19 protein-coding genes and 1 pseudogene are annotated in these 22,149 nt (G+C 34.9%); 13 read left to right on the top strand and 7 right to left on the bottom strand.

What is annotated here, in order from left to right:
* The first annotated feature begins 88 nt into the window (after positions 1-88).
* Positions 89-739 (top strand): hypothetical protein, encoded by a 651-nt coding sequence (locus TA89_RS14085; RefSeq protein ID WP_052447522.1) that lies wholly within the window; start codon positions 89-91, stop codon positions 737-739.
* Between the two features lie 249 nt (positions 740-988).
* On the opposite strand, the gene TA89_RS14080 is transcribed toward TA89_RS14085, so the two are convergent.
* Positions 989-1,462: an FMN-binding protein gene (locus TA89_RS14080; protein WP_040214283.1), complete on the bottom strand. Its 474-nt coding sequence runs from the start codon at positions 1,460-1,462 to the stop codon at positions 989-991.
* A 277-nt stretch (positions 1,463-1,739) separates the two neighbouring features.
* Here TA89_RS14080 and TA89_RS19365 point away from each other — a divergent pair, with 277 nt between their 5' ends.
* Together TA89_RS19365 and TA89_RS19360 are read left to right on the top strand one after the other, a co-directional pair.
* Positions 1,740-2,093, top strand: a complete 354-nt coding sequence (locus TA89_RS19365) for a M24 family metallopeptidase (RefSeq protein ID WP_479723478.1) — start codon at positions 1,740-1,742, stop codon at positions 2,091-2,093.
* Positions 2,069-2,482: a M24 family metallopeptidase gene (locus TA89_RS19360; RefSeq protein WP_479723477.1), complete on the top strand. Its 414-nt coding sequence runs from the start codon at positions 2,069-2,071 to the stop codon at positions 2,480-2,482. Before TA89_RS19365 ends, TA89_RS19360 begins: the two co-directional genes overlap by 25 nt.
* Before the next feature lie 94 nt (positions 2,483-2,576).
* Here the strand turns inward: TA89_RS19360 and ptsG are convergent, their stop codons facing one another.
* Both ptsG and TA89_RS14065 read right to left on the bottom strand, forming a co-directional pair.
* Positions 2,577-4,616 (bottom strand): glucose-specific PTS transporter subunit IIBC, encoded by a 2,040-nt coding sequence (gene ptsG, locus TA89_RS14070; RefSeq protein ID WP_040214281.1) that lies wholly within the window; start codon positions 4,614-4,616, stop codon positions 2,577-2,579.
* 309 nt (positions 4,617-4,925) lie between these two features.
* Entirely contained in the window at positions 4,926-5,792 is an 867-nt protein-coding gene (locus TA89_RS14065; RefSeq protein WP_052447521.1) for a polysaccharide deacetylase family protein, read from the bottom strand.
* A 196-nt stretch (positions 5,793-5,988) separates the two neighbouring features.
* On the opposite strand from TA89_RS14065, the gene TA89_RS14060 reads away from it, so the two are divergent.
* The 3 genes from TA89_RS14060 (at position 5,989) to TA89_RS14045 (ending at position 9,179) form a co-directional block, all read left to right on the top strand.
* On the top strand, positions 5,989-6,867 hold the full coding sequence (locus tag TA89_RS14060; protein ID WP_040214279.1) for an SDR family oxidoreductase: 879 nt from the start codon (positions 5,989-5,991) through the stop codon (positions 6,865-6,867).
* 276 nt (positions 6,868-7,143) lie between these two features.
* Entirely contained in the window at positions 7,144-8,790 is a 1,647-nt protein-coding gene (locus TA89_RS14050) for a MutS-related protein (RefSeq protein ID WP_052447520.1), read from the top strand.
* 20 nt (positions 8,791-8,810) lie between these two features.
* The gene (locus TA89_RS14045) at positions 8,811-9,179 is read left to right on the top strand and encodes a hypothetical protein (protein ID WP_040214276.1); all 369 of its coding nucleotides are present in this window, start codon (positions 8,811-8,813) and stop codon (positions 9,177-9,179) included.
* A gap of 117 nt (positions 9,180-9,296) precedes the next feature.
* On the opposite strand, the gene TA89_RS14040 is transcribed toward TA89_RS14045, so the two are convergent.
* A complete protein-coding gene (locus tag TA89_RS14040) occupies positions 9,297-10,229 on the bottom strand; it encodes an alpha/beta hydrolase (RefSeq protein WP_052447519.1) in 933 nt (310 codons plus the stop codon).
* 232 nt (positions 10,230-10,461) lie between these two features.
* Between TA89_RS14040 and TA89_RS14035 the strand changes: the two genes are divergently transcribed.
* The gene (locus tag TA89_RS14035) at positions 10,462-10,743 is read left to right on the top strand and encodes a YciI family protein (RefSeq protein WP_040214274.1); all 282 of its coding nucleotides are present in this window, start codon (positions 10,462-10,464) and stop codon (positions 10,741-10,743) included.
* 139 nt (positions 10,744-10,882) lie between these two features.
* Here the strand turns inward: TA89_RS14035 and TA89_RS14030 are convergent, their stop codons facing one another.
* The 3 genes from TA89_RS14030 to TA89_RS14020 form a co-directional block, all read right to left on the bottom strand.
* Positions 10,883-12,001 (bottom strand): HD-GYP domain-containing protein, encoded by a 1,119-nt coding sequence (locus tag TA89_RS14030; protein WP_040214273.1) that lies wholly within the window; start codon positions 11,999-12,001, stop codon positions 10,883-10,885.
* A gap of 73 nt (positions 12,002-12,074) precedes the next feature.
* A complete protein-coding gene (locus TA89_RS14025) occupies positions 12,075-12,458 on the bottom strand; it encodes a hypothetical protein (RefSeq protein ID WP_040214272.1) in 384 nt (127 codons plus the stop codon).
* Between the two features lie 206 nt (positions 12,459-12,664).
* On the bottom strand, positions 12,665-14,566 hold the full coding sequence (locus TA89_RS14020) for a type I glutamate--ammonia ligase (RefSeq protein WP_040214271.1): 1,902 nt from the start codon (positions 14,564-14,566) through the stop codon (positions 12,665-12,667).
* A gap of 338 nt (positions 14,567-14,904) precedes the next feature.
* Between TA89_RS14020 and murI the strand changes: the two are divergent.
* The 6 genes and pseudogenes from murI to TA89_RS19075 all read left to right on the top strand — a co-directional run.
* Positions 14,905-15,660 (top strand): annotated as a pseudogene (gene murI / locus TA89_RS14015) (glutamate racemase); the annotation flags it as partial.
* A 284-nt stretch (positions 15,661-15,944) separates the two neighbouring features.
* On the top strand, positions 15,945-16,220 hold the full coding sequence (locus TA89_RS14010) for an STAS-like domain-containing protein (RefSeq protein WP_040214270.1): 276 nt from the start codon (positions 15,945-15,947) through the stop codon (positions 16,218-16,220).
* Positions 16,221-16,500: 280 nt separating this feature from the next.
* Entirely contained in the window at positions 16,501-17,022 is a 522-nt protein-coding gene (locus TA89_RS14005) for a peptidylprolyl isomerase (protein ID WP_040214269.1), read from the top strand.
* Between the two features lie 23 nt (positions 17,023-17,045).
* Entirely contained in the window at positions 17,046-17,411 is a 366-nt protein-coding gene (locus tag TA89_RS14000; protein ID WP_040214267.1) for a DUF3783 domain-containing protein, read from the top strand.
* Between the two features lie 117 nt (positions 17,412-17,528).
* On the top strand, positions 17,529-18,215 hold the full coding sequence (locus TA89_RS13995) for an XRE family transcriptional regulator (RefSeq protein ID WP_040214365.1): 687 nt from the start codon (positions 17,529-17,531) through the stop codon (positions 18,213-18,215).
* Positions 18,216-18,411: 196 nt separating this feature from the next.
* Entirely contained in the window at positions 18,412-22,059 is a 3,648-nt protein-coding gene (locus tag TA89_RS19075; protein ID WP_082023957.1) for a S8 family peptidase, read from the top strand.
* The last annotated feature ends 90 nt before the right edge of the window (positions 22,060-22,149 follow it).

The following is a 22,149-nucleotide window of genomic DNA, read 5'->3' as shown; positions in this document are numbered from 1 at the left end:
CAGATAATATAATTTAAGAATAATTACTCCCTCTTATTGATAAAATAATTTTACTTTGATTAGTATAACCTTGAAAGGAGAGGGAGGATTGTTTAAAAATATGCCTGCTCCAATATTGAATACCTTCATATCTGCAGGAGCTATTATTATAGGATCCCTTTTAGGAGCTTACTGCACATGGATAATAACCATGAAAAACACCAAAATAAACCTTGCTGAACAAAAGAAAATATTATATGAAAACATAAAATATGAAAAAATGTTTCAGCATAAGAAGCTCTGCGAATATGCCAATATAATAAGGCTGGATATATGCACAGCTCTTTATCAAAGCATAAGGACAATGAATAAATATGAAAGCGGCGGGGAGGTATACAAGATCTTAATACCTCTGAACAAAAGGTACTCAGCAGTTATAGCAGCATTAAGCCACAGCTATGAGTTAGAGGAATTAAGCTACATCTATCAGCTCTTTGGAATCATTGAAACTATAAATCACATAACCCTGCAAAATAAACATGAATATGCAGAAGAGGATTATGAAAAAAGGCTTATTGAAGGCTATAAAAGCTTTGTAAAAAAGCTGTATGTAAGTCATTATACAGAGATATTAGCATGGGATATAGAAAAGGTGAGCTATAAGGAACTGTATGACAATAGTTTCATAGACAAAAAGTACAGAAATATATTGATTAAATTAGATGAGCTTTGTAATTCAAATATTCAGTCCATTGAGTGATTAAAAAAGCTATGATCAAAGAATAACGGCTCTGCTTCTTGCAGTATATTTTGCCTTCAGAATCAAGATAAAAAGAAAGTCTCAAGCTGAAAAAAGACTATTAAAGATTTAAACTAGGATTTTAATATAAAAAATATATGAGTTAAAGGCCATAAGATAAGAAGTTATTCTTTCTCATGGCCTTTTAATTATAATTTAATATACGGTTATAGAAATCATGTTTTATTGGTTGTTATTTATAAGCAGAGACTATTTTTTAGCCTGCTGAAGAGCGCGGTCTACAGCTACCTTCCAGTTTTTTGTGCTCACTGTAGCACCGGAGATAGTATCTGCTTCAGAGCTTTGTTTTTCTATCATTTTATTTGCCATATCTATTCTATATTGTTTTAAATTTGGATAAACCTTTCCGTTTACCTCTTGGCCTTTCCAATCTTCATAATTAACCTCAGTTCCATTTTTATCTAGTCTTTTTAAGTTTATTGAGGCTATTTTGCCGTTTTTAACTTCTACTACAGCTTCTTCAGAACCGAATTCCCAAGGGTCGCCTTTTCCGGTATAGGTTCCGTCCTTATAGTTTCCTGATGTAGTGGTTCCTTGATTTCCTGAAGTATTTCCCTGATTGCCACCGGTATTTGTGTTGCCTTGATTACTGCTGCCACAGGTACAGCCAGCTGCTCCTAAAGACAACAAAATTACCAATGCTAAAGATAATAGGTTTTTCATTTATAGTCCTCCTTAAGTCGTATGATTTATATACTAATAGTAATGGGTAAAAAACAAAAAATTATACATTAATATATGAAAATTTTGTTAGGTTGAGAGAAATACTATAAAGTGATAATATAGATAAGTAGAAGCACAAGTGCTGTTATATAGAGTGTTGAGCGCTAATTAAGTAAAATAATTTTTTGTAAACTATATAATTAATTAATACAATCACAGCATAAACTCAATAGATATAATCAAAATCAATAAATAAATTCAGTAAAGAAGGGATATCATGATAATTCAAAATGAAGCAGAATTGGAAGGATTAAAGAAAATAGGAAGGGTTGTAGCGCTGGCAAGAGAAGAAATGCTTAAGGCTATTAAGCCCGGAGTTACCACTAAGGAACTGGATATGATAGCCAAAGAGGTTTTAGATTCCTACGGTGCTAAATCTGCTCCTATAACAGAATACCAGTATCCAGGCTATACCTGCATAAGCATAAATGATGAGGTGGCTCATGGAATACCAGGCTCCAGAGTAATAAAGGAGGGAGATTTGGTTAACGTAGATGTATCAGCGGTTTTAGATGGCTATTATTCTGATACAGGAGCACAGCAATTGTGGGTGAAGCTCCCGACAAGATAAAAAAACTGTTAAAATGTTCTGAGGATGCTCTTTATAAGGGTATAGCAAAAGCTAAGTCCGGAAGCAAAGTAAATCAGATAGGAAGAGCGATATTTAATGAAGCAAGAAACAATGGATTTACAGTGATAAGGGATCTTACAGGGCATGGAATAGGAAAAAAGCTTCATGATGAACCTCAATATATATTTAACTTTTATCATAAGGAAAATGATGAGCTGATGGTAAACGGCATGGTTTTAGCTATTGAGACCTTTATTTCCACTAAGGCGGAGCACATACAGGAGCTTGAAGACGGCTGGACTCTGGTAACTCCCGATGGAAGCTGGGTATCACAGTTTGAGCACACAGTGGTAGTTCATAACAATGAACCTATAATATTAACAAAGTAAAAAATATTATATTTTAATATGAAGAACGTCAAGAATGTCACGTGTCATACACGGGACATTCTTGACGTTTTTAATATAAAGAATTTAACTAAAACTATTTATTTTTAACTTCTATAAAGCCTACATCACCGGCTTTACCGGTACTACCAAACTTTATATCTAAAATCTGATTTTCTGAAAGGTTTGTAAATACCACTGGTGTAATAACAGAAGGAACCTTGGATGAGAGTAAACCTATATCAAATTTCATAAGAGGCTGACCCACCTCCACTGCATCATCCTGAGATACCAGAGCCTGGAAGCCTTCGCCTTTTAAATTGACGGTATCCATTCCTATATGAATCAGCAGTTCTAATCCGGTATCTGAGGTTATTCCTATTGCATGCTTGGTTGGGAATAAGGTGGTTATCCTTCCGTTTACCGGAGAAACCACTAATCCCTCCTCAGGATTTACAGCAAAGCCGTCGCCCATCATCTTTTGAGAAAATACCTCATCAGGAACTTCTGATAAATCAATTATCTTACCACTTAAGGGTAGTGCTATTTTTTCCGGAACACCACTTAAAACAGCATCGGCTTCCTCTTCAGGGCTTTCTATCGGTTCCTTTGGAATATTTCCTGCCATAACTTCTTTTATTTGGGTTTTTAAATTGTCTGATTTAGGGCCGAATATAGCCTGAATGTTATTTCCAACCTCAAGGACTCCGGAAGCTCCTAAACGCTTAAGCTCTTCTTTATCTACATTTTTAGAATTGTTTACAGTAACTCTCAGCCTTGTAATACAAGCGTCCAGATTTTTAATATTTTCTTCCCCTCCCAAGGCATTTAATATATTTACTGCAATGCTAGAGCCTTTCTGAGATTTATTTGATTTTGTTCCTTCAGCGGCATCTTCTCTTCCTGGAGTTTTCAAATTAAGCTTTCTTATGGCAAATCTGAATCCAAAATAGTAAATCGCTGCAAAGACAAGACCTACAGGAATAACCAGCCACCAGGCTGTTCTGTTAGGGACCACTCCAAAGAGGATATAGTCTATCACTCCTCCTGAAAAGGTCATTCCTATCTTAACATTTAATATCTGCATAATCATGAAAGACAGACCTGCGAAGACTGTATGTATAGCAAATAATACAGGAGCCACAAATAGGAAGGAAAACTCAATTGGTTCAGTAATTCCTGTAAGAAAAGAGGTTAAGGCTGCTGAACCCAGAAGTCCTCCTACAATCTTTTTGTTTTCAGGCTTTGCTTCATGATACATAGCTAATGCTGCAGCAGGAAGACCAAACATCATAAAAGGAAACTTTCCTGTCATAAAGGTACCTGCAGTAAAGGGAACCCCGTCCTTAAGCTGGGCAAAAAATATCTTTTGATCGCCTAAAATTAGTTCTCCAGCTTTGTTTACATATTCTCCAAACTGATACCAGAAGGGATTATAGAAAATATGGTGAAGCCCGAAAGGAATTAAGGACCTTTCTATTACTCCGAATATAAATGCTGCAATAGTTCTGTTAGTATCTATCATACTTCTTGAGAAGACGAAGAGAGCATTCTGAATAGGAGGCCATACAACTACCATAGCCAAGCCTATAAGCACTGAAACTCCGGCAGTTACTATTGGCACGAACCTCTTACCAGCAAAAAATCCAAGATAAGAGGGGAGCTCAATATTATAGAATCTTTTATATAAAAGAGCTGCAATAACTCCTATGATGATACCTCCGAATACCCCGGTTTGAAGGGTAGGTATTCCAAGCACACTGGCATAAGCTGGGTTTCCCTTTATAACCTCAGGGGTAACCCCGGCAACCAGACCCATAGTTACATTCATTATGAAAAATCCTACAATAGCTGCAAGTCCTGCGGTTCCCTCACCCTCAGCAAAGCCTACCGCAACTCCTACAGCAAATAAAAGCGGAAGATTATCAAATATTATTCCTCCGGACTGTTCAATTACCCTTGCAATCTGCTGAAACCAAAATACATTTAATGCTGGTACCTTTGCCAGAAAAGCTTCATTTTGAAACAGATTACCAAAGGCCAGAAGTATCCCGGCAGCAGGTAAAAGGGCAACAGGCAGCATTAAGGATCTTCCGATTTTTTGAAGCATACCAAATCCTTTACGTGATGATGCCATGTTAAAACCTCCTTATTTATTAAGTTAAATTTTATATTAATGACTTTAAGAAATGACATATGCTTATCATTCCCAAAAGCAGAAAAAAATAAAAGACATGAGAAAAAAATATAGAAAAAGACATAGCTATCTTTCCCCTTAAATCTCCCTCATGCCTGACACAAGACGACATATTAAATTACATAAATAAAAATGTCGTTACATAATTCCCCGTGTAATTTAAGTACTTTAAACCGTACTAAAATTATATGGAAATTATAGCATTGAGCAGTAAACCAATCAACATAATAAGACAGAATATACATAAAGTTAATTATTTTCACTAATTATACAAAATTCATATCCTTTATTTTTCAAATATTCTATTATTTTGGGAAGAGTTTCTACCGTAGTTTCCTTAGTAGGTAAGTCATGCATCAAAATTACAAGGCTGTGGCCTTGCTTCCTGCGATTTATAGCTTCTGTTTCAGTATATATATTATTTAAAAGTACTTCTGTAGGAACTCTTATAGAAGCAGTGTCTCCGTTTGAGGCATTCCAATTAATATCTTCATAGCCTGCAGATTTTAATTTGTTTTTGTAACTTGGCAGATTAAAAGAACCTCCCGGAAATCTTACTAAGTTTGTTTTAAAATCCTTACCCAGTATATCCTTAAGAAGCATATCGTTTTTATTTATATCCTCCAAAAATTTCTCCGGAGAAAAGCTTTTATAGTGAACATTGTGGCTGTAGCTGTGGTTTCCTATAGAATGTCCCTGAGAATGAATTTTTTTAACCAAATGCCTTTGATTTTCTGCAGCTTTACCTACTATAAAGAAGGTTGCTTTTATATTATATTTTTTTAATATTTTTAATATCTCTTCAGTATTACGGCTTGGACCATCGTCAAAGGTAAGAAAGGCTTTATAATCTAAGTTTTCATTAAGTATCTGTTTTATAGTATAGATGTTTTTAAAACGTTTTTCAGGGACGGGTTCGGCAGTTTCTTCCCTTGAGCCGGCAGTATTTGAATTTTCAATGATGTTAGAAGAAGGGGTTATAGAAGTGGGTTGGTTATTTAATATGCTTTTGGAAGAATTTATTTCAATAAATCTAAAAACGGAAATTATCAGAAGCAAAATTATAAATAATATCTTTTCTCTGATTATATACGGCTTTTTCACTACTTTACTCATAGCATTCTCTCCATTTAAAAATATTCTATTAAGAATTTATAAAAAGTATAGGAAATCTATACAGAAAGGAAACAGATTGTATATCGAATATTAATTACACTCATATAAAATATATGTAAGCTTAATTGCTGTATATTACATTACAGAAAACAAAATACTAAAATATAGTGTTTTTATGAAGAAAGGAGAGATAGCGATGAATAAGGAGACTTCACAAAAATTCCCTACGAGTCAGCCTCCTCAGAAACAGGAAAAGCAGCCGGGGATAGAAAATAAAATGCATCCGGAACCAATATTTGAAGATATAAATTATAATAAAAGCTCAGGGAGACTTCAGGGAAAGGTGGCACTTCTTACAGGAGCAGACAGCGGAATAGGAAGAGCAGTGGCAGTAGCATTTGCTTATGAAGGAGCAGATATCGCCGTTTTATACCTAGATGAAAAATCCGATGCTGAGGAAACTAAAAAGCATATAGAGGAAGTAGGTAAGAAATGCCTTCTGATATCAGGTGATATAGGAGATGAAGACTTCTGCAGAGAAGCAGTGGATAAAGTAGTGAAAGAATATGGACATATCGATATACTTGTTAATAATGCTGCGGAACAGCATGAGCAGCAGAGTATAGTTGATATTTCAAAAGAGCAGTTGGAAAGAACCTTCAAGACTAACGTCTTCGGAACTTTTTATATAACAAAGGCTGTATTGCCTCATCTTAAGGAGGGCAGCAGCATTATAAATACTACATCAGTAACGGCCTACAGAGGTAGCCCGGCTCTCTTGGATTACTCCTCCACAAAAGGTGCAATTTTAGCCTTTACAAGATCCCTTTCAGGACAGCTGGCCAGCAAAAAAATAAGAGTAAACGGGGTGGCTCCAGGTCCAATTTGGACACCTCTTATACCAGCATCCTTTGACGAGGAAAAGGTATCAAGCTTCGGTAAGGATGTACCTTTGAAGAGAGCAGGACAGCCTGTTGAGGTTGCACAGGCTTATGTATTCTTAGCTTCAGATGCTGCTTCTTATATATCAGGTCAGGTAATCCACGTAAACGGTGGAGAAATTGTAAATGGATAAGTTTATTAAGAAATAGGTTTTTTAGAGAACTAAGCTATATATAACCCTTAAAAACCTTTAAGAATAAATCTTTATTAACAAACCACTTAAACCTTAAAAATCCGGAAAGGATAGGGCTTAAACCCAAACCTTCCCGGATTTTTCTGGTTATATTGATGAACCTTAAAGTAAAGTGTATAATTTTAATTATATATGTATATACAATTATTCCCAAGTGACTGGCACCTGACAAGTGACATTCTTGGGGATAAGTAAAATGTTTAGGGGGAGATAGGTGTGGGAAACTATTTGTTCAGTGAGGGATGGCATTATGGTGCGGTATTTTTTGCAGCAGTTATGTCCGTTATAGTAATTATAAATTATCAAAATAGAAAAGCTAAATTAAGCAGCCTTCAACTTTCTTTAGAAGAAATGAAAAACAGAAAGAGAAACTTTAAAACTATTAGCAAGCTTTTTAATTATGATAAAAACACCCATGAGGGCAAGAATGTGGTCATAGATGATCAGACCTGGGGAGATTTGGAGATGGACAGTTTCTATAAGGAAGTGGACTTTACCTTAACAACCCCTGGAGAGCAGAAGCTTTATGAAATGCTGAGAATGCCTTTGACCAGCGCTGTTGAAATTGGTAAAAGAGGAAGGATAATAGAATTTTTTCAAAAGGACGAGGATTCAAGGGAAAAGATAAGAAAAGCCTTAGCTCTTTTGGGGAGGCAGCATGAAGGAGACATAGCGGAGTTTATTTATGAAAGTGAACATAAATATATGAGTAAGTTTATTTTTGATATACTTGCCTTTTTGCTATTGCTTTCCGGGGGACTTATATTTTTATATGGAAATAAAGCTGTATTTGCCTTTATGCTGATGTTTATAATAAACATGTCTGTGCACAAGAGGATAAACAAGAAAATAAACGAAAGAGTGCTTTCTATAAACTATTTATCTTCCATTGCCACCTTTGTCACCTCCTTTTGTAAATTTGACATGGAGGAGCTAAAAGAATATAGAGAGGAGCTCCTTAGAAACAAAAAGACCTGTGATACTATATTAGAAAATTCATCTTCTATAGGAAGAACAGAGGGTTTGGATGTAATAGGAGATTATATTAATATTATGCTTCTTGTTCAGGTAAGAAGCTATTATAAAGTAATGAACAAAATAGAAAAATCTCAAAAGAATTTAAAAAGCATTTACAATATCATAGGAGAAATAGATGCTTTAATTTCCACCTCTGTTTATAAAAATACTTTAGATTATTATGCGGCTCCTCAGTTTACTAAAGACGGCAGGTTTAGGCTGAGGGAAGCGGTTAATCCTCTAATTATAGGCGGGGTACCAAACTCAATAGAAATAAACAGCAAGGGTATAATCCTTACAGGATCAAACATGTCAGGGAAATCTACATTTTTAAGAACTATAGGAATTAATGCCATAACGGCACAAACTTTAGATTTTGTCACAGCAGAGGAATATGAATCAGATATTTTGGAGATAGTATCTTCTATAAGCCCTAGAGATGATATTTCTCAGGGGAAAAGCTACTATTTAGGTGAAGCAGAGGCTGTACTTAGAATAATAAATAAAGTAAAGGGAAATATAAGATGTCTATGTATTATAGATGAGATTTTCAGAGGCACAAACCCTGCAGAAAGGATTGCAGCTTCAGCAGAGATACTTAATTATATTATGAAGCATAATGCATATGCTATAGTAGCTACCCATGATCTGGAGCTTACAGAATTGACCTCAGATTGCTATGTTCCTTACTATTTCAGTGAGGAAGTGGATGATGCTGAGGGAATAAGTTTCGATTACAAGCTTAAGAAAGGGGTATCTCCTACAAGAAATGCTATTAAGCTTCTCAAATATCTTGGCTATCCAGAAGAGATAATTAAAAATTCCCAAAAGAGGCTTGTTAATTAGCTATAGTCAGGCGGGCTATTATGAGAAAAAACTCTTTCACCAAAGCTTTTATAAGAAGATTTCTTTACCTTTATTTAATTACTCCTATATTAATAATATTAAGCTGTTTAATAAGAACCGGATTCCTTAAAGATATTTATTATACCGAAGTACAGTCAGTGATGTACTGTATATTCTGCAGTATGGTACTGTTAAGCTCCTTCCTGTGCTATCATAATAAAACTGCAGGTATATATGGCATAGCCGGACCTACCGGTGTGCTGTGTTTTATTAATGCTGCATATAAGGGTTTTTTGCTAAGATACAGCCTTATAAATTCTATAATTTTTATTATTACAGCAGTGTATTCTTTTATATACCTGACAAACGCGGATAAGAAAGAGTTTTAATTTTAAATATAACAATTGATTCATTAAATCATCATAAATAAATTAGATGCAAAAAAGCTCATCTCCTATGAAGAGAGATGAGCTTTTATCCTTTTTTATAACAATGCCAGTGAAATTCTATTTAGCGGTATTTGTGCTTATAAAGTCAAAAACCGACTTAAGGGTCTTAAGAATATCCATAGCACTTGCTCCGGATAAGTTATGTTCTCCGTTATCCACGAGTATCATGTCCACTTTTGATCCTAAAGAGCTTGCTTTAGAATATAAATCCTGAGACTGCTGTATAGGAACTACGGTATCTTTAGCTCCATGGACTATGAGAGTAGGGGGAGAAGCTGAATTTATATAATTTATAGGACTTGCTTCTTTAAGTTTCTCTGTATCTTTAGCAAAGGGTCCCATAAGATGCTCAACAGAACTTTTTGAATATTGCTGGGTATCGGCATCAAATTTGGTAGGTCCGAAAAAGTCAACCACATATTTAACATCAGAAGGATAGCTTGAAAGCTCTTTGCTGCCTATAAAATCAGTGCTTTTGCTGTAAGCGGAAAGCATAGCTAAATGAGCTCCTGAGGATACTCCTAAAATTCCTATATTATCGGTATCCAGGTTATATTTATCTGAATTTTTATAAACCCATCTAAGTGCATCCTTCGTGTCCATAACAGGAACAGGGTATTTTATTTCGTCATTAACCAGTCTGTATTCGATGCTTATAACTGTATAGCCGCTTTCCCTGACCTGATTTATAACAGGCTCTAAATTATGAGGCAATGACTTATCCCCGGAAAACCAATTACCCCCATGAACATACATAACCACTGGTGAAGTATTATGTAATACTTTTAATGGGGTATATAAATCCAATTTTAGTTCCAAATCATCAACGGTTTTATAAACAATATCTTTAAAAATGGTTCCAACTTCTATATCCTGTTTAATTTTTTCCTTCACCGTAGCGGTTTTATCTTCAGTTTGATAAGCGCTATGGTAAGACTTTTTAAAGGAACATCCTGAAAATGTGAAAACAATAAGTAAACATACCAGCAATAAAATATTTCTTTTTATATTCTCACCACCTTTCCCTGCTTTATTATATTATAATAATAAAGCTATATATAAGTACAGTTTTTATTAATAAAATGTTGACAAAAAAACATACGTTCGGTATTATATAAATATAACAAACAGATGTTCAGGGAAAATATTAAAAATTGTAATAATAATTCGTAATAATTAATAGATTATAGTGAACTTCTAAAATAACGAGGAGGAACCGTAGATGAAAAAATCCGGTGGTATATTTGTTAAGATTAATTATAAGATGGACAGAACTTCTAGTGACATAATTAAAGACAAAAAAGTTAATGACATGAGAAATTCAATTTATAATAAATATCTAGCATGTGCCGGAAGACTGGACAAGAATGGCGGGACTATGATATTCCAGGCAAGAGACTTAACAGAAGCTGAAGAGATAATACGCTCCAATCCGTTTACTAATAATAGATTTTACTCCTATGAAATATTGAGCAGAAATTCCATTGCTCTTAATTCTTTATAATATCCTATCAGTTTATGTAAATACAGTATTTATAAATATAATAATTTAATATTTAAGGGTAAATTTAATATATGTGGGTGTGTTCATCCCATAGACTTGCAGTAGCTGTAATCTTTTAGGGTAGATATTAATATCTACCCTAAAAATTATACTCTATATCAGAAATAACTACTGAAAGTTCTTTTACCAGATTTAGAAGAGAACCTATCTTAGATTTATCTGAGCTTTTAATTATTTTAATATCCGGCCTCAAGGGATAATTCAAAGGAGTCTCCTCCACAACCCCTATATCTCCGTTGCTTAATTTAACTATAGTTCCTCTGGGATAGGGGATTATTATCTTTGAAAAGGCATAAACATAATTATAATCAAACATACTATCACAATTAGCCATTATAAATTCCAGGGCTTCATTGGGAAGTAATGCTCTTCTATAAGGACGATCAGAAGTAAGGGCATCATATACATCTGCGATAGCAACGATTTTTGCCAGTCTATTTATCTTATCTCCTCTGATACCTTCAGGGTATCCTTTTCCGTCCTGTCTTTCATGATGCTGGAGCACTACCATTCTTGCCGCACTTGTTATGCTGTAAATGTTTCTTAAGTATTCATAACCCTTTAGGGGATGTTTTTTTACTTCTATATATTCCTCGTTAGTTAAGGGACCTTCTTTCAAAATAATGTCTTTGGATACAAAGACCTTACCTATATCATGTATGAGAGCACCAACGCACAAATCTCTCAATTCATATTTATTAAGCTGGAGCCCTATGCCTAAAACTAATGATAATACCGCCACATTTACACAATGCTGATAGGTATAGCTATCCATGCTTTTAATATCTACCAGATTAACCATAATGGATTTAGTTAAGAGAACGTTTTCGATGAGATCTTCAGCTAATTTATAAATAGAAGAAAAATATTCTTCTCTTTGTTTTAATAAGGAAAATTGTTTGCTTTTAGGGATGCTATTACTGTGGAGCCTATCCTGAAGTCTTTCAATGCTTGAAAAGGTTTCTTTTATAGTCTTGATAGATTTTTGCCTAAGTTCCGGCCTGATTATATCTTCAATTTCTATTTCACTATATTCATCTTTAATATATAAAGAATAAATATGAATACATTTAAGACGATTTAATATGGCAGAAGTGAGCTTGATTCCTTCTTTAAGAAGTATTCTTCCATTTTCGTCAAATATACTGCGTGCAAGATAACTGCCTTCTCGGATACTTTCTATGGGGACTAGTCTCATACAATACACCTCATAAAAATTATACTATCTTTTGTGAAAATAATCTCTAAAAATCCGATAAAATAGAAGAAAATCACAACATCTTATCACATTTTAAGCAGAATTTAGATTTATTTTCTGTGATTTCGCCGCAATAAGGGCATATTCTCTGGTCTTTAATATGGGAAATTTTTTTCTTAAGTTTTTTAATTTCTTTTTCTATGATAGCTATCTCAGTAAATAATTCTTTTAAATCATTTAATTCTCTTAAGTCTTTGTGCTTATTAAAATCTTTGCCATATTTCTCATAAATATTCTTTCCAATGATAATATATATATCTTCAATATCTTTTTCCTTAGAAGCTATCAATATATTTATTCGTGAAACATCCAGTAAAACTGTAGATTTTTTCCAAGTTCTTTCGCCGCTATTTTTTAATGCTCTTCCTATGGAGGATAAAGAGCGCCTGAAATCCATGATATACACCTCTATTTTCTCTTTCTTACAGTATATGAAAAACGGTGCCAGGCACGTGACAAGTGACAAACTTTGAGAATATAATTTTAAATTACCATTGCAAAAAAAAGAAAACTACTGCAAGGAGTTTTCTTTTTTGTAAATTAATTATAGAAATTCCGGAGAATTTTCTGATTTAAATTTAAATAAAATAAATTTTTCAAAACTTATATATCTAATAAATTCTTTTTGTAGGATACATAAAGCTTCCTGAGGATTGTCATCTTTTCATCCAGTTCCAGCTGTAGCTCTGAAACCTTGTGGTAGTTTTCTGAAGCAGCAGCCTCCTTTATTTTTGTGAAGAGGCTCTTAGTAGTGTATGAATCCTTCATGATGTAGTGGCGAAGTTCATTTATTGCCATCCAACTGGAGATATCCAAGTCTAAAGCCTTATCCAGTGAATGGAGAGCCTTATAGGATCTGATTTCATCAATGTAATTATTTAAAATTCTGTTAGAAATCTCTGTAAGCCACCTGTTTGTAGCGGTGGTTCTAAAGGAATTTATAATTTTGTCAGTAAACACCGAGCCTCTTTTTAACACCTGAAGCTTGTCAGGATATCTATCGAAGGCAGTGAGATTTTCATATACTGTAGCTGGTGCTTTTCCAAAGAAATTATTTCTTTCTTCTTCAGTGAAATCTTCGAATACATCTAATTCCGTTCTGTAAGACCTTGAGGTTTCAAGGTAACCAGCTTCCTCTCCAGGATTTTTAGATAACTCATTTAATAGCTCATCTTCAGTTTTATTGTTTGTAATAGCGTAATACACGCCATCCAGCATGGTTATGTAGCATGCAGCCATGGCAAGATAGGTGTTTGTGTGTGGATTTGGAGACCTTAGTTCAAATCTTGTAGCTAAAGGATTGTTTAAATCTCTTATAAGTCCAGCTAAAATCGTCCTGTTTCGTGAAGGAAGATGGGTGGTAAGACCTAAGGAGGTAACTATACACACCGGAGCCTCAAACCCAGGCTTTAATCTTCTTAGAGAATCATTAGTTGCAGAGATAAAGGGATTTATAACTTCATAGTTCTTTAAAAGACCCATTATTGAGCCGTAGCCTATAATGCTAAGATAATGATCTTTTACTGCGGTAAAGAGATTAACAATTTTTCCGCTTTTAAGTTTCAATGCCATACCAAGATGAACATGTTCGCCGTTTCCTGCAACTCCATCTATAGGCTTTGCTAAAAAAGTAACCTCTAAACCGTTTCTCCTAAAAGTTTCTTTAACTAATGTTCTTACAAAAAGCTCATTATCTGCCGCTTGAGTAGCTTCAGAGAATTTCCAATCTATTTCAAGCTGCTCCATGATGTGATTATATCTTCCGGATTCATCTAATTTTGCAGTAACCCCGCCAACTTCCTTATGACCCATTTCAGGCTCAAAACCGTATTTGTCCATTAAAAGTATGCATTGCTCTAAAGCAGTCCTTACGGAGCCTTTTGTTCGGGTCCAATACTGTTCTTTTAATACTTGAGAGGTAGAAAGCTCTTCTGTTTCAGCCTTATCATTAGGTGTTTTTACCCAAAATTCTAATTCCGTAGCTGCAGTGGCCACTATATCCTCTATATCCTCTAAGGACACACCGTAAGAAGATAATACTTCAGGATAGCTTTTAAAAAGCTGAAGGAGTGAATCTTTATAGGTACTTATTGAGGATCTCAATATATGCCTGGAGTCTACCGCTTTGTTTTCATGATAAAGAAAGCAAGGTATTCTTAGAGTACCAACAGGCTTAGAGGTTTCAGGATCTACATGATCATAATTATAATCTACGAACCAGTTGCAGTTAACGTCAGCAGCCATGTCGATTTTTGCATTATTTAGACTTGCTATTCCCGGAAGGGAAACAGAGGAACCGTCTGTCTGGATGGCGGGACCGGTAAGAAATGTATCTAAATCATCTAAGAAAGATTTCATAGGGATTTTTTCATCAGTATCGTTTCCGGCAAGATCAACACCTACTAATGAAACAAATTTAATTTCAGGGTGAGCTGATAAAACCTTTGTTAAATCTTCTTTATTGTGCAATGATTTGGGAATGGTATAAATGATTTCTTCGTACATAATATACAGCCTTACAACCTGTGAAAATTATAAGACTTGTCACATCCTTTCCATATAAAATAGGCAGAAATACTGAAAATTAAAATTATCATAAATAAATCATAAAAAAATTTTATAATACATTTATTTAAGGTGTCAATGAAAGTGAAGCATTTTTCATAAATTTGAAGTTTAATATCATTTTAAATTTTGTGTAAACAATTGCAGGCTATATTTATTTAATAAAGTTAAATAAATATAGAATTATAAGATGAAAAGTAATAAAATTAATTATTATAGGAAACACATAAGTTATATGGAGTGATAATAATGAAAATGGATGTTCATAATCCTATCGGTTTTTTGATTCCGGTGTAGGAGGCTTAAGTGTATTAAAAAAGGCTATAGAAATATTGCCAAATGAAAATTATATATATTTTGGGGACTCTAAAAATGCTCCTTATGGAGGAAAGACAACGGAAGAAGTAAGGGAACTCACCGTTTCAGCTGTAGAGTTTTTATTAAAAAGGAATGTAAAGGCTGTGGTAATAGCGTGCAATACTGCCACCAGCGCAGCTATAATGAACCTGAGAGAAAGATATAAAAATATTCCCATTATAGGCATTGAACCTGCTTTGAAGCCAGCGGTTACTTTATATAATCAAGGGAAAATAATTATAATGGCCACTAGCGTGACTTTAAAGGAGAAGAAATTTAACGAGCTGATGAAGAAATTTTGTAAAACCAGCAGTATAATTCCCTTACCATGTCCGGGACTTGTGGAGTTTATAGAAAGTGGAGATTTAGACAGTGAGGAGCTTATTCAATACCTTCATACTAAACTAGCACCTTATAAGGAAGAAGAGATTTCTTCAATAGTCTTAGGATGTACCCACTATCCCTTTATTAAGGATAAAATTCAAGATATAGCAGGTGAATCGGTAAAAATCATAGATGGCAGTGAAGGAACTGCCAAAGAGCTTCATAGAAAACTTTTAGAGCAGGGTATGCTAAATGATTCTGATACCCAGGGGAAAATAGAAATATATAATTCCCTGGAAACAGAAAAAATGATTGATTTAAGCTATAAACTTTTAGGCATTCATAATAAATAATCATAATCATACCCTTCAGAAGGGTAAAATTATCCTATATTAAAGTGGGTAATGGTTAATAAAAAACTTGAAGGGTATTTTGAAACTAGCATTCTGATGCGGTGCTATGCTTATTTATATAGAGTTTTAATGGTAGCATAAACAAAAACAGTAAATATCTTTTTATTTTTGGAAAATAGTTTGTTAAACTATTGACAATGTCTTTGCAGGGTGATATATTTATAGTAGAAAGTAAATTGTATGAAAATTACTTCAATTATAAATTGATAAGGAGTGTATAAGATATGTTAAATGTTAAAGTTAAGGATTTTCTAGGAGAAAGTTTTGCTGTAGAGGATGCTATATTATTAAGAGGTTTCATATTAGATAATATTGGACAAGATATACAGCTGGATTTCTCAGATATAGACAAGGTTCCTACTACATTTTTATGCTGCTTATTCAGTGAATTAATAAATACTCAGGGAAGAGATTATATTTTTAGGCATATAAATGTTAAAAATTTATCAAATATTAATAACTACAACAGAGTAGTTTTAGGTACAAGTTTTACTAATTAATATCTAAAAAATTAAATTTGACAATTATCTATTTACAGAGGAACCATAAAAAAGGATGGTTATATAAATGAATTTTTCAAAAATGAATAATATATCTTAACACGCTGGGTGAAATAGCTTTCATCCAGCTTTGTTTTATATATAATAAAGTCGTACGAAGGTTTTCAAAGATATTAAAATCAGATATAATCATTATATAACAAATTATGGGTTGGTATTAGAGTAAATCCTTTGGGATAAAATTATAATAATATGTGTTTAAATTTAAGGAGGTAGGAAAATGAATCCTATAGTAACCATTAAAATGAAACAGGGTGGAGAGATAAAAATAGAGCTATACCCTCAAATAGCTGAAAATACAGTAAATAATTTTATTAGTTTAGTTAAAAAGGGATTCTATAACGGTCTTATTTTTCATAGGGTTATACCAGGTTTTATGATACAGGGGGGATGCCCTCAGGGAAGCGGTATGGGAAATCCAGGATATGCCATCAGAGGAGAATTTGCAGCAAATGGATTTAAAAACGATTTAAAGCATACAAGAGGAGTTATATCCATGGCTAGAGCTATGGATCCGGATTCAGCAGGAAGCCAGTTCTTTATAATGGTTGAAGATGCCCCTCATCTTGATAAGCAGTATGCTGCTTTCGGAAAGGTTACAGAAGGAATGGAGATTGCTGATAGAATAGTAAACTCTGAGAGAGATTATAATGATAAGCCTTATGAAGATGAAATCATGGAAAGCGTTACTGTGGAGACCTTTGATAAGGAGTATCCTGAGCCTGTTAAGTTAATGAGATAATATAATGCAGTTAAGGAGTGAAAATGTTGGATAATAATAAGATGATGCTGGCATATGGCCTAAGCAGCGAAGAATTGGAATCCTTAAAAATGACAAATTTTCAGGTGAAAGAAATAACGACAGAAATGGCTAGTATGAAAATCGGTCAGATAATTGAAGGACTGAAGTTTGAAATTCACGATAAAAAAATACCTCAGGAAAAGGTTGTACTCTTTAATAATTTTCCTGATGAAGAATTGGATAAAGCCATAAAATCAGTGAGGGCTTCAATAGGAAGAGAAGGTATACTTGCTGTGGTAACACCTACCTCAGCAAACTGGACCTTTGACTATTTAATAGAACACCTTATTGAAGAAAGAGAATGGTTTAAACAAAATAGACCAAGGTAGAAAAGATGTCACTTGTCAGGTGCCAGGCACTTGGAAAAAGCTACCAATATGTCCTTTGTCAGGTGCCAGGCACCTGACAAAATGGAACCTGACAAAAACCAGAAAGGAAACATGGGAATGAGCAGAGTTGGAGAAAGAGTTAAAGAAGCACGAATAAGCGCTAATGTTAGCCAGAAGCAGCTGGCTAAGAAGCTTGGGGTAGCAGAAAGCTTTATTGCTGATGTAGAACTTGGAAGAAAAATAATGAATGAAAATATGATTAACAGGATTTCAAAAGCTTTAAAGGTAGATTTAAACGATGTGAGCATGGTTGCTGCAGATGATGATTTAAAAGAAGAAAGAGAGGCAAAAAAACCAGAGGTACCTTCTTTTAAATCAGGAAAGCCTCAGGAGGGAACTCAGGAGATTTGGAATCAGGCTTTCGGATCTGTGCTTAAAAATGTTCCGGTTTATGATTATTCCTTTAATTCCCCAAAGGAAACCAAGCAGCTTCCTGTATATTCAAATAAAATAGAAGGTTATCCTGCAGATAAGGTTTTTTATTTAAAAATAGAAGATGATGATATGATAGGATATAGAATAGCAAAAGGGGACATAGCCCTTGTTCACAGCGTAAAGGAATTAGATAAAAGCTCTATATACTTTATAGAATATAATAATAATAGAATGGTTAGGCAGATTAAAAAGCTTGATAATACAAAAGCTTTAATCATAAGCAACAGCGGCAGTGTAAAAACAGAAACCGCATCCATTAAAGAGATAAAGGTTATAGGGAAGCTTATTAAGCTGGAAATCACGCTATAATTTAAAATAATAAGATTTAAAGATGAATGGAAGCCCAGGCAGAAGTTCATCTTTTTTCTTTTGAAGGCATTGAGTTTTGAAGATTTACAAGTGACCTTCCTAATATAACAAAGTGTAGCAATAGCCGAGTTTTAGAATAATATATAGCATTAATAACATATTCATGATGTTAACCATTAAAACAGGGAGGTTAAATATGGAGGGAGATGCCCTGCTAAATCTTCTTACAAACGTTCCCCCTAACCTATTTAATAAAATTGCTGATTTATCAAACAACTCACAGTTTTTAACAGATAAAGTTGAATTAGAAGTGATATTTGGGGAAAATGTGGACAATGTGCGACAAGCTGTGGATAACATAGGAGGAACCTTCGAAAATCTAGGCTTTGGCTTTGGAATTGTTACGCTGCCTGTGGATAAAATTAAAGATATATCCAAGGTTACAGGAATACATTACTTAGAAGTTCCTAAGGTTGTGTACACCTCAAATGTTGCAAGCAACAGAGCAGCATGCGTTATTGAGGTATGGCAGAGAGATAAGTTAAGCGGCGAAGGAATTTTAATTGGATTTATAGACACAGGTATCGATTATACCTTAAACGCCTTCAGAACAGAAACAGGAGAAACAAGAATAGAATATCTGTACGATTTATCCCAAGGAGGAACTGTATGGAATAAAGCTCAAATTAATCAGGCGCTGAAAGCTGAAAACCCATATAGTGTTATAAATTTTAGGGATTCTACCGGACATGGTACCCATGTAGCAGGAATAGCCTGTGCCGGAGGAAATATTGATGTTTTAAACTACGGAGCAGCTTATAAAAGCTCTATTGCCATGGTGAAGATAACCGGTGCTGAAGGGTTAAATTTTTCCTTGAGCACTCAAATATTGAGAGGAATAAGATTCTTATTAGATAAATCCCGGGAACTTAACCTCCCTCTGGTTATCAATTTGAGCTGGAGCAGCAATGATGGATCTCATAACGGTTCTACCATTTTAGAGCAGTATATAAGCACCGTATGCAGCTTAGAACGTCTGAGCTTTGTGGTATCGGCGGGAAATGAAGGAGACAAGGATCATCATGCCGGAGGGGATCTTAGAAGAGAAATGAATATAGGACTAAGCGTCAGTCCCAGAGAAAAGGGAGTAATAGTACAGCTTTATAAACCTCTGTTGACAGATTTAAGTATAGAAATCACAAATCCTGCAGGAAATAGAAGCGGAGAAATACTGGTGAATCAAGGCTACAGAGAGATTCCCATAGGCCCGGATACTCTGCTTTTTTATTATACAGGCCCAAAGCCTTTTAATTTAGACGGAGAAATAATACTTACCTTAGTTTCAAATGAAAATTTTATAACTGAAGGTCAATGGAATATAAATCTATCAGTGAGAAATGATTATTTAGGCAGATTTGATATGTGGCTTCCCATAGCTGAAAGACTACAGCCAAAAACGAGATTTTTGCAGCCTGATGTGTATAATACCTTGGGAATACCTGCTACCGTGGCAAATGTTATATCTGTGGGGAGTTATAATCCTGTTCACTATACTATTTCTCCTTTTTCAGGAAGAGGTATATATGGGAATGGCTTCATTAAACCGGATGTTGTGGCTCCGGGAGAAAATATAATCTCAACTCTTCCGGGAGGAAGCTTTGGGTCTAAAACCGGTACGTCCATGGCTGCGCCTCATGTGTCGGGAATATGCGCCCTATTAATGCAGTGGGGTTTGGTATTGGGCAATGATCCCTTTTTATATGGAGAAAGGCTGAAATATTATCTTTTAAGAGGGGCAAGGAGGCTAAGAACCAATGAGGATTATCCTAATCCTATCTGGGGATATGGTACAATCTGTGCTTTGAATGCTATAAACGCTGTTAAGCTCGGCACCGGAAGCCGAAACAATCTTATCCATGGAGAAGATGATGTTAATGGCAAATTAATTTATAAGAGACAGACGACAGCGGGGGAAAAGTATTTAAATCCTCAATATGCAAATTATTTGGCGGAATATCAGGGCAATATTATCCAGGCTTTAGAAGCTTCAGGACTAGGCAGCGGCTTTATAGTAGATGACAGATTTGCGGTAGTTTCAATATTAAGAGGCAGAGAGGAAGAGGCAGTACAGAAAATAAAAGAGATAATCTATATAGATCCAGGAAGCATTTATACCTTATGTGAAATCTCTCCCTTGGAAACTGCTCATATTTTGCAATTTCACAATAACCCATACCTCACTCTTACAGGGCAAGGAGTACTGCTTGGAATACTGGATACAGGTATAGATTATATGAACCTAGAATTTATGTATGAAGATGATACCTCAAAAATCATAAGATTATGGGATCAAAATATAACTACGGGAAGTCCGCCAAAGGATATACCCTTTGGCACTGAATATACAAGAGAGCAGATAAATGAAGCGATAAAAACTGCCAGAAGCGGCGGAGATCCATATAGCATTGTACCATCTAAGGATTTAAATGGTCATGGAACCCATATGGCGGGATTAATGGGAGGAAAGGGACGGAACCCAAACTTAGTGGGAGCTGCACCGGACAGCAGATTTATAATAGTAAAAATGAAGGAGTTAAATGTAGAAACCGCTGAGTATTATGGAAGCAGAGATCCAAATATAGTGAGATACGGAGATACTGCAATAGTATTAGCCCTTAAATATATTTATGATACCGCCAGAGAATTACAGACACCTGTTTCTATCCTGATACCGGTAGGAAGCAACTTAGGAGCTCATGATGGAAGCAGTGTGCTTTCACAATATATTGACGAAAATGTAAGAACAGTAGGCGTGGTTGTTACAGTTCCCACAGGAAATCAGGGACTTTCCGATACTCATGCAAGCGGAGAATTTGAAAAAACCGGCGAGGTTAAGGTAATAGAACTCAGGGTAGCTCCAGGGGAAGAAACTATAGTTTTTGAAATTTGGGCAAAGAAACCTGACAGAGTATCTTTAGGAATAGTTTCACCTTCCGGTGAAATAATAGATAGAATTCCTGCCAAAAGGGGAGAGGCAGAAGAGGTAAGATTTGTTTATGAAAGAACTATAATTAATGTAAGATATTTTATGCCGGAGGAAGCTACAGGGGATGAACTTATAAGACTTAGAATGGTAAATGTGAGAGAGGGAATATGGCAGTTTAGGCTTTATGGAGACAATATAATAGATGGAAGGTATAATGCATGGCTTCCTCAAAGAGAACTTTTAAAAGAGGGAACAGAGTTTTTAAATTCCAACCAATTTACTACATTAACTCTGCCCTCCACATCAAGGGGAGCAATAAGTATAGGCTTTTACAACCAAAATAATAACGTTATGGTAGCTGCCTCTGGAAGAGGTTATACCAGGGATGACAGAGTAAAGCCGGATTTATGTGCTGGAGGGGTTGAGGCGGTTACTACTGCTGTAGGAGGAGGTTCAACCACTGTGAGCGGTTCCAGTGTGGCGGCAGCTGTTACTGCAGGTGCTATTGCTTTAATGCTTCAGTGGGGAATAGTAGATGGCAATGATCCCACTTTATACAGCCAAAAGGTTAAAACTTATTTAATCAGAGGAACCACTAAAAGAGAAAAAGAGAGTTACCCTAATCCACAATGGGGGTATGGAGAGTTAAATCTACAGGGGGTATTTGACAATATCAGATATTTACCATATATAAGAGAGGACGCAAATGAAGAGAAGGAAGAAATAAAATATACAGATGCAGATTATGAGCCTGCAGCGGTTTTAGAAGGCTTTGGAGATGAAGAATATGAGGAATACTATGTACAGGGAATGTATGTTAGAAAACCAAGTAACTCATTAAATAATTCCAGCATATAATATAAAGAATTATTATAGCAAGGAGTTATTTTATGGCTGTTGGCCGATTAAGAGTACAGGTGCTTGAAGAAGATACCTTTATACCTATAC

The organism is Clostridium polynesiense (genome assembly GCF_000820705.1).
In the GTDB taxonomy this organism is placed as follows: domain Bacteria; phylum Bacillota; class Clostridia; order Clostridiales; family Clostridiaceae; genus Clostridium_AA; species Clostridium_AA polynesiense.
This window is presented reverse-complemented; position numbering and strand designations above follow the sequence as displayed.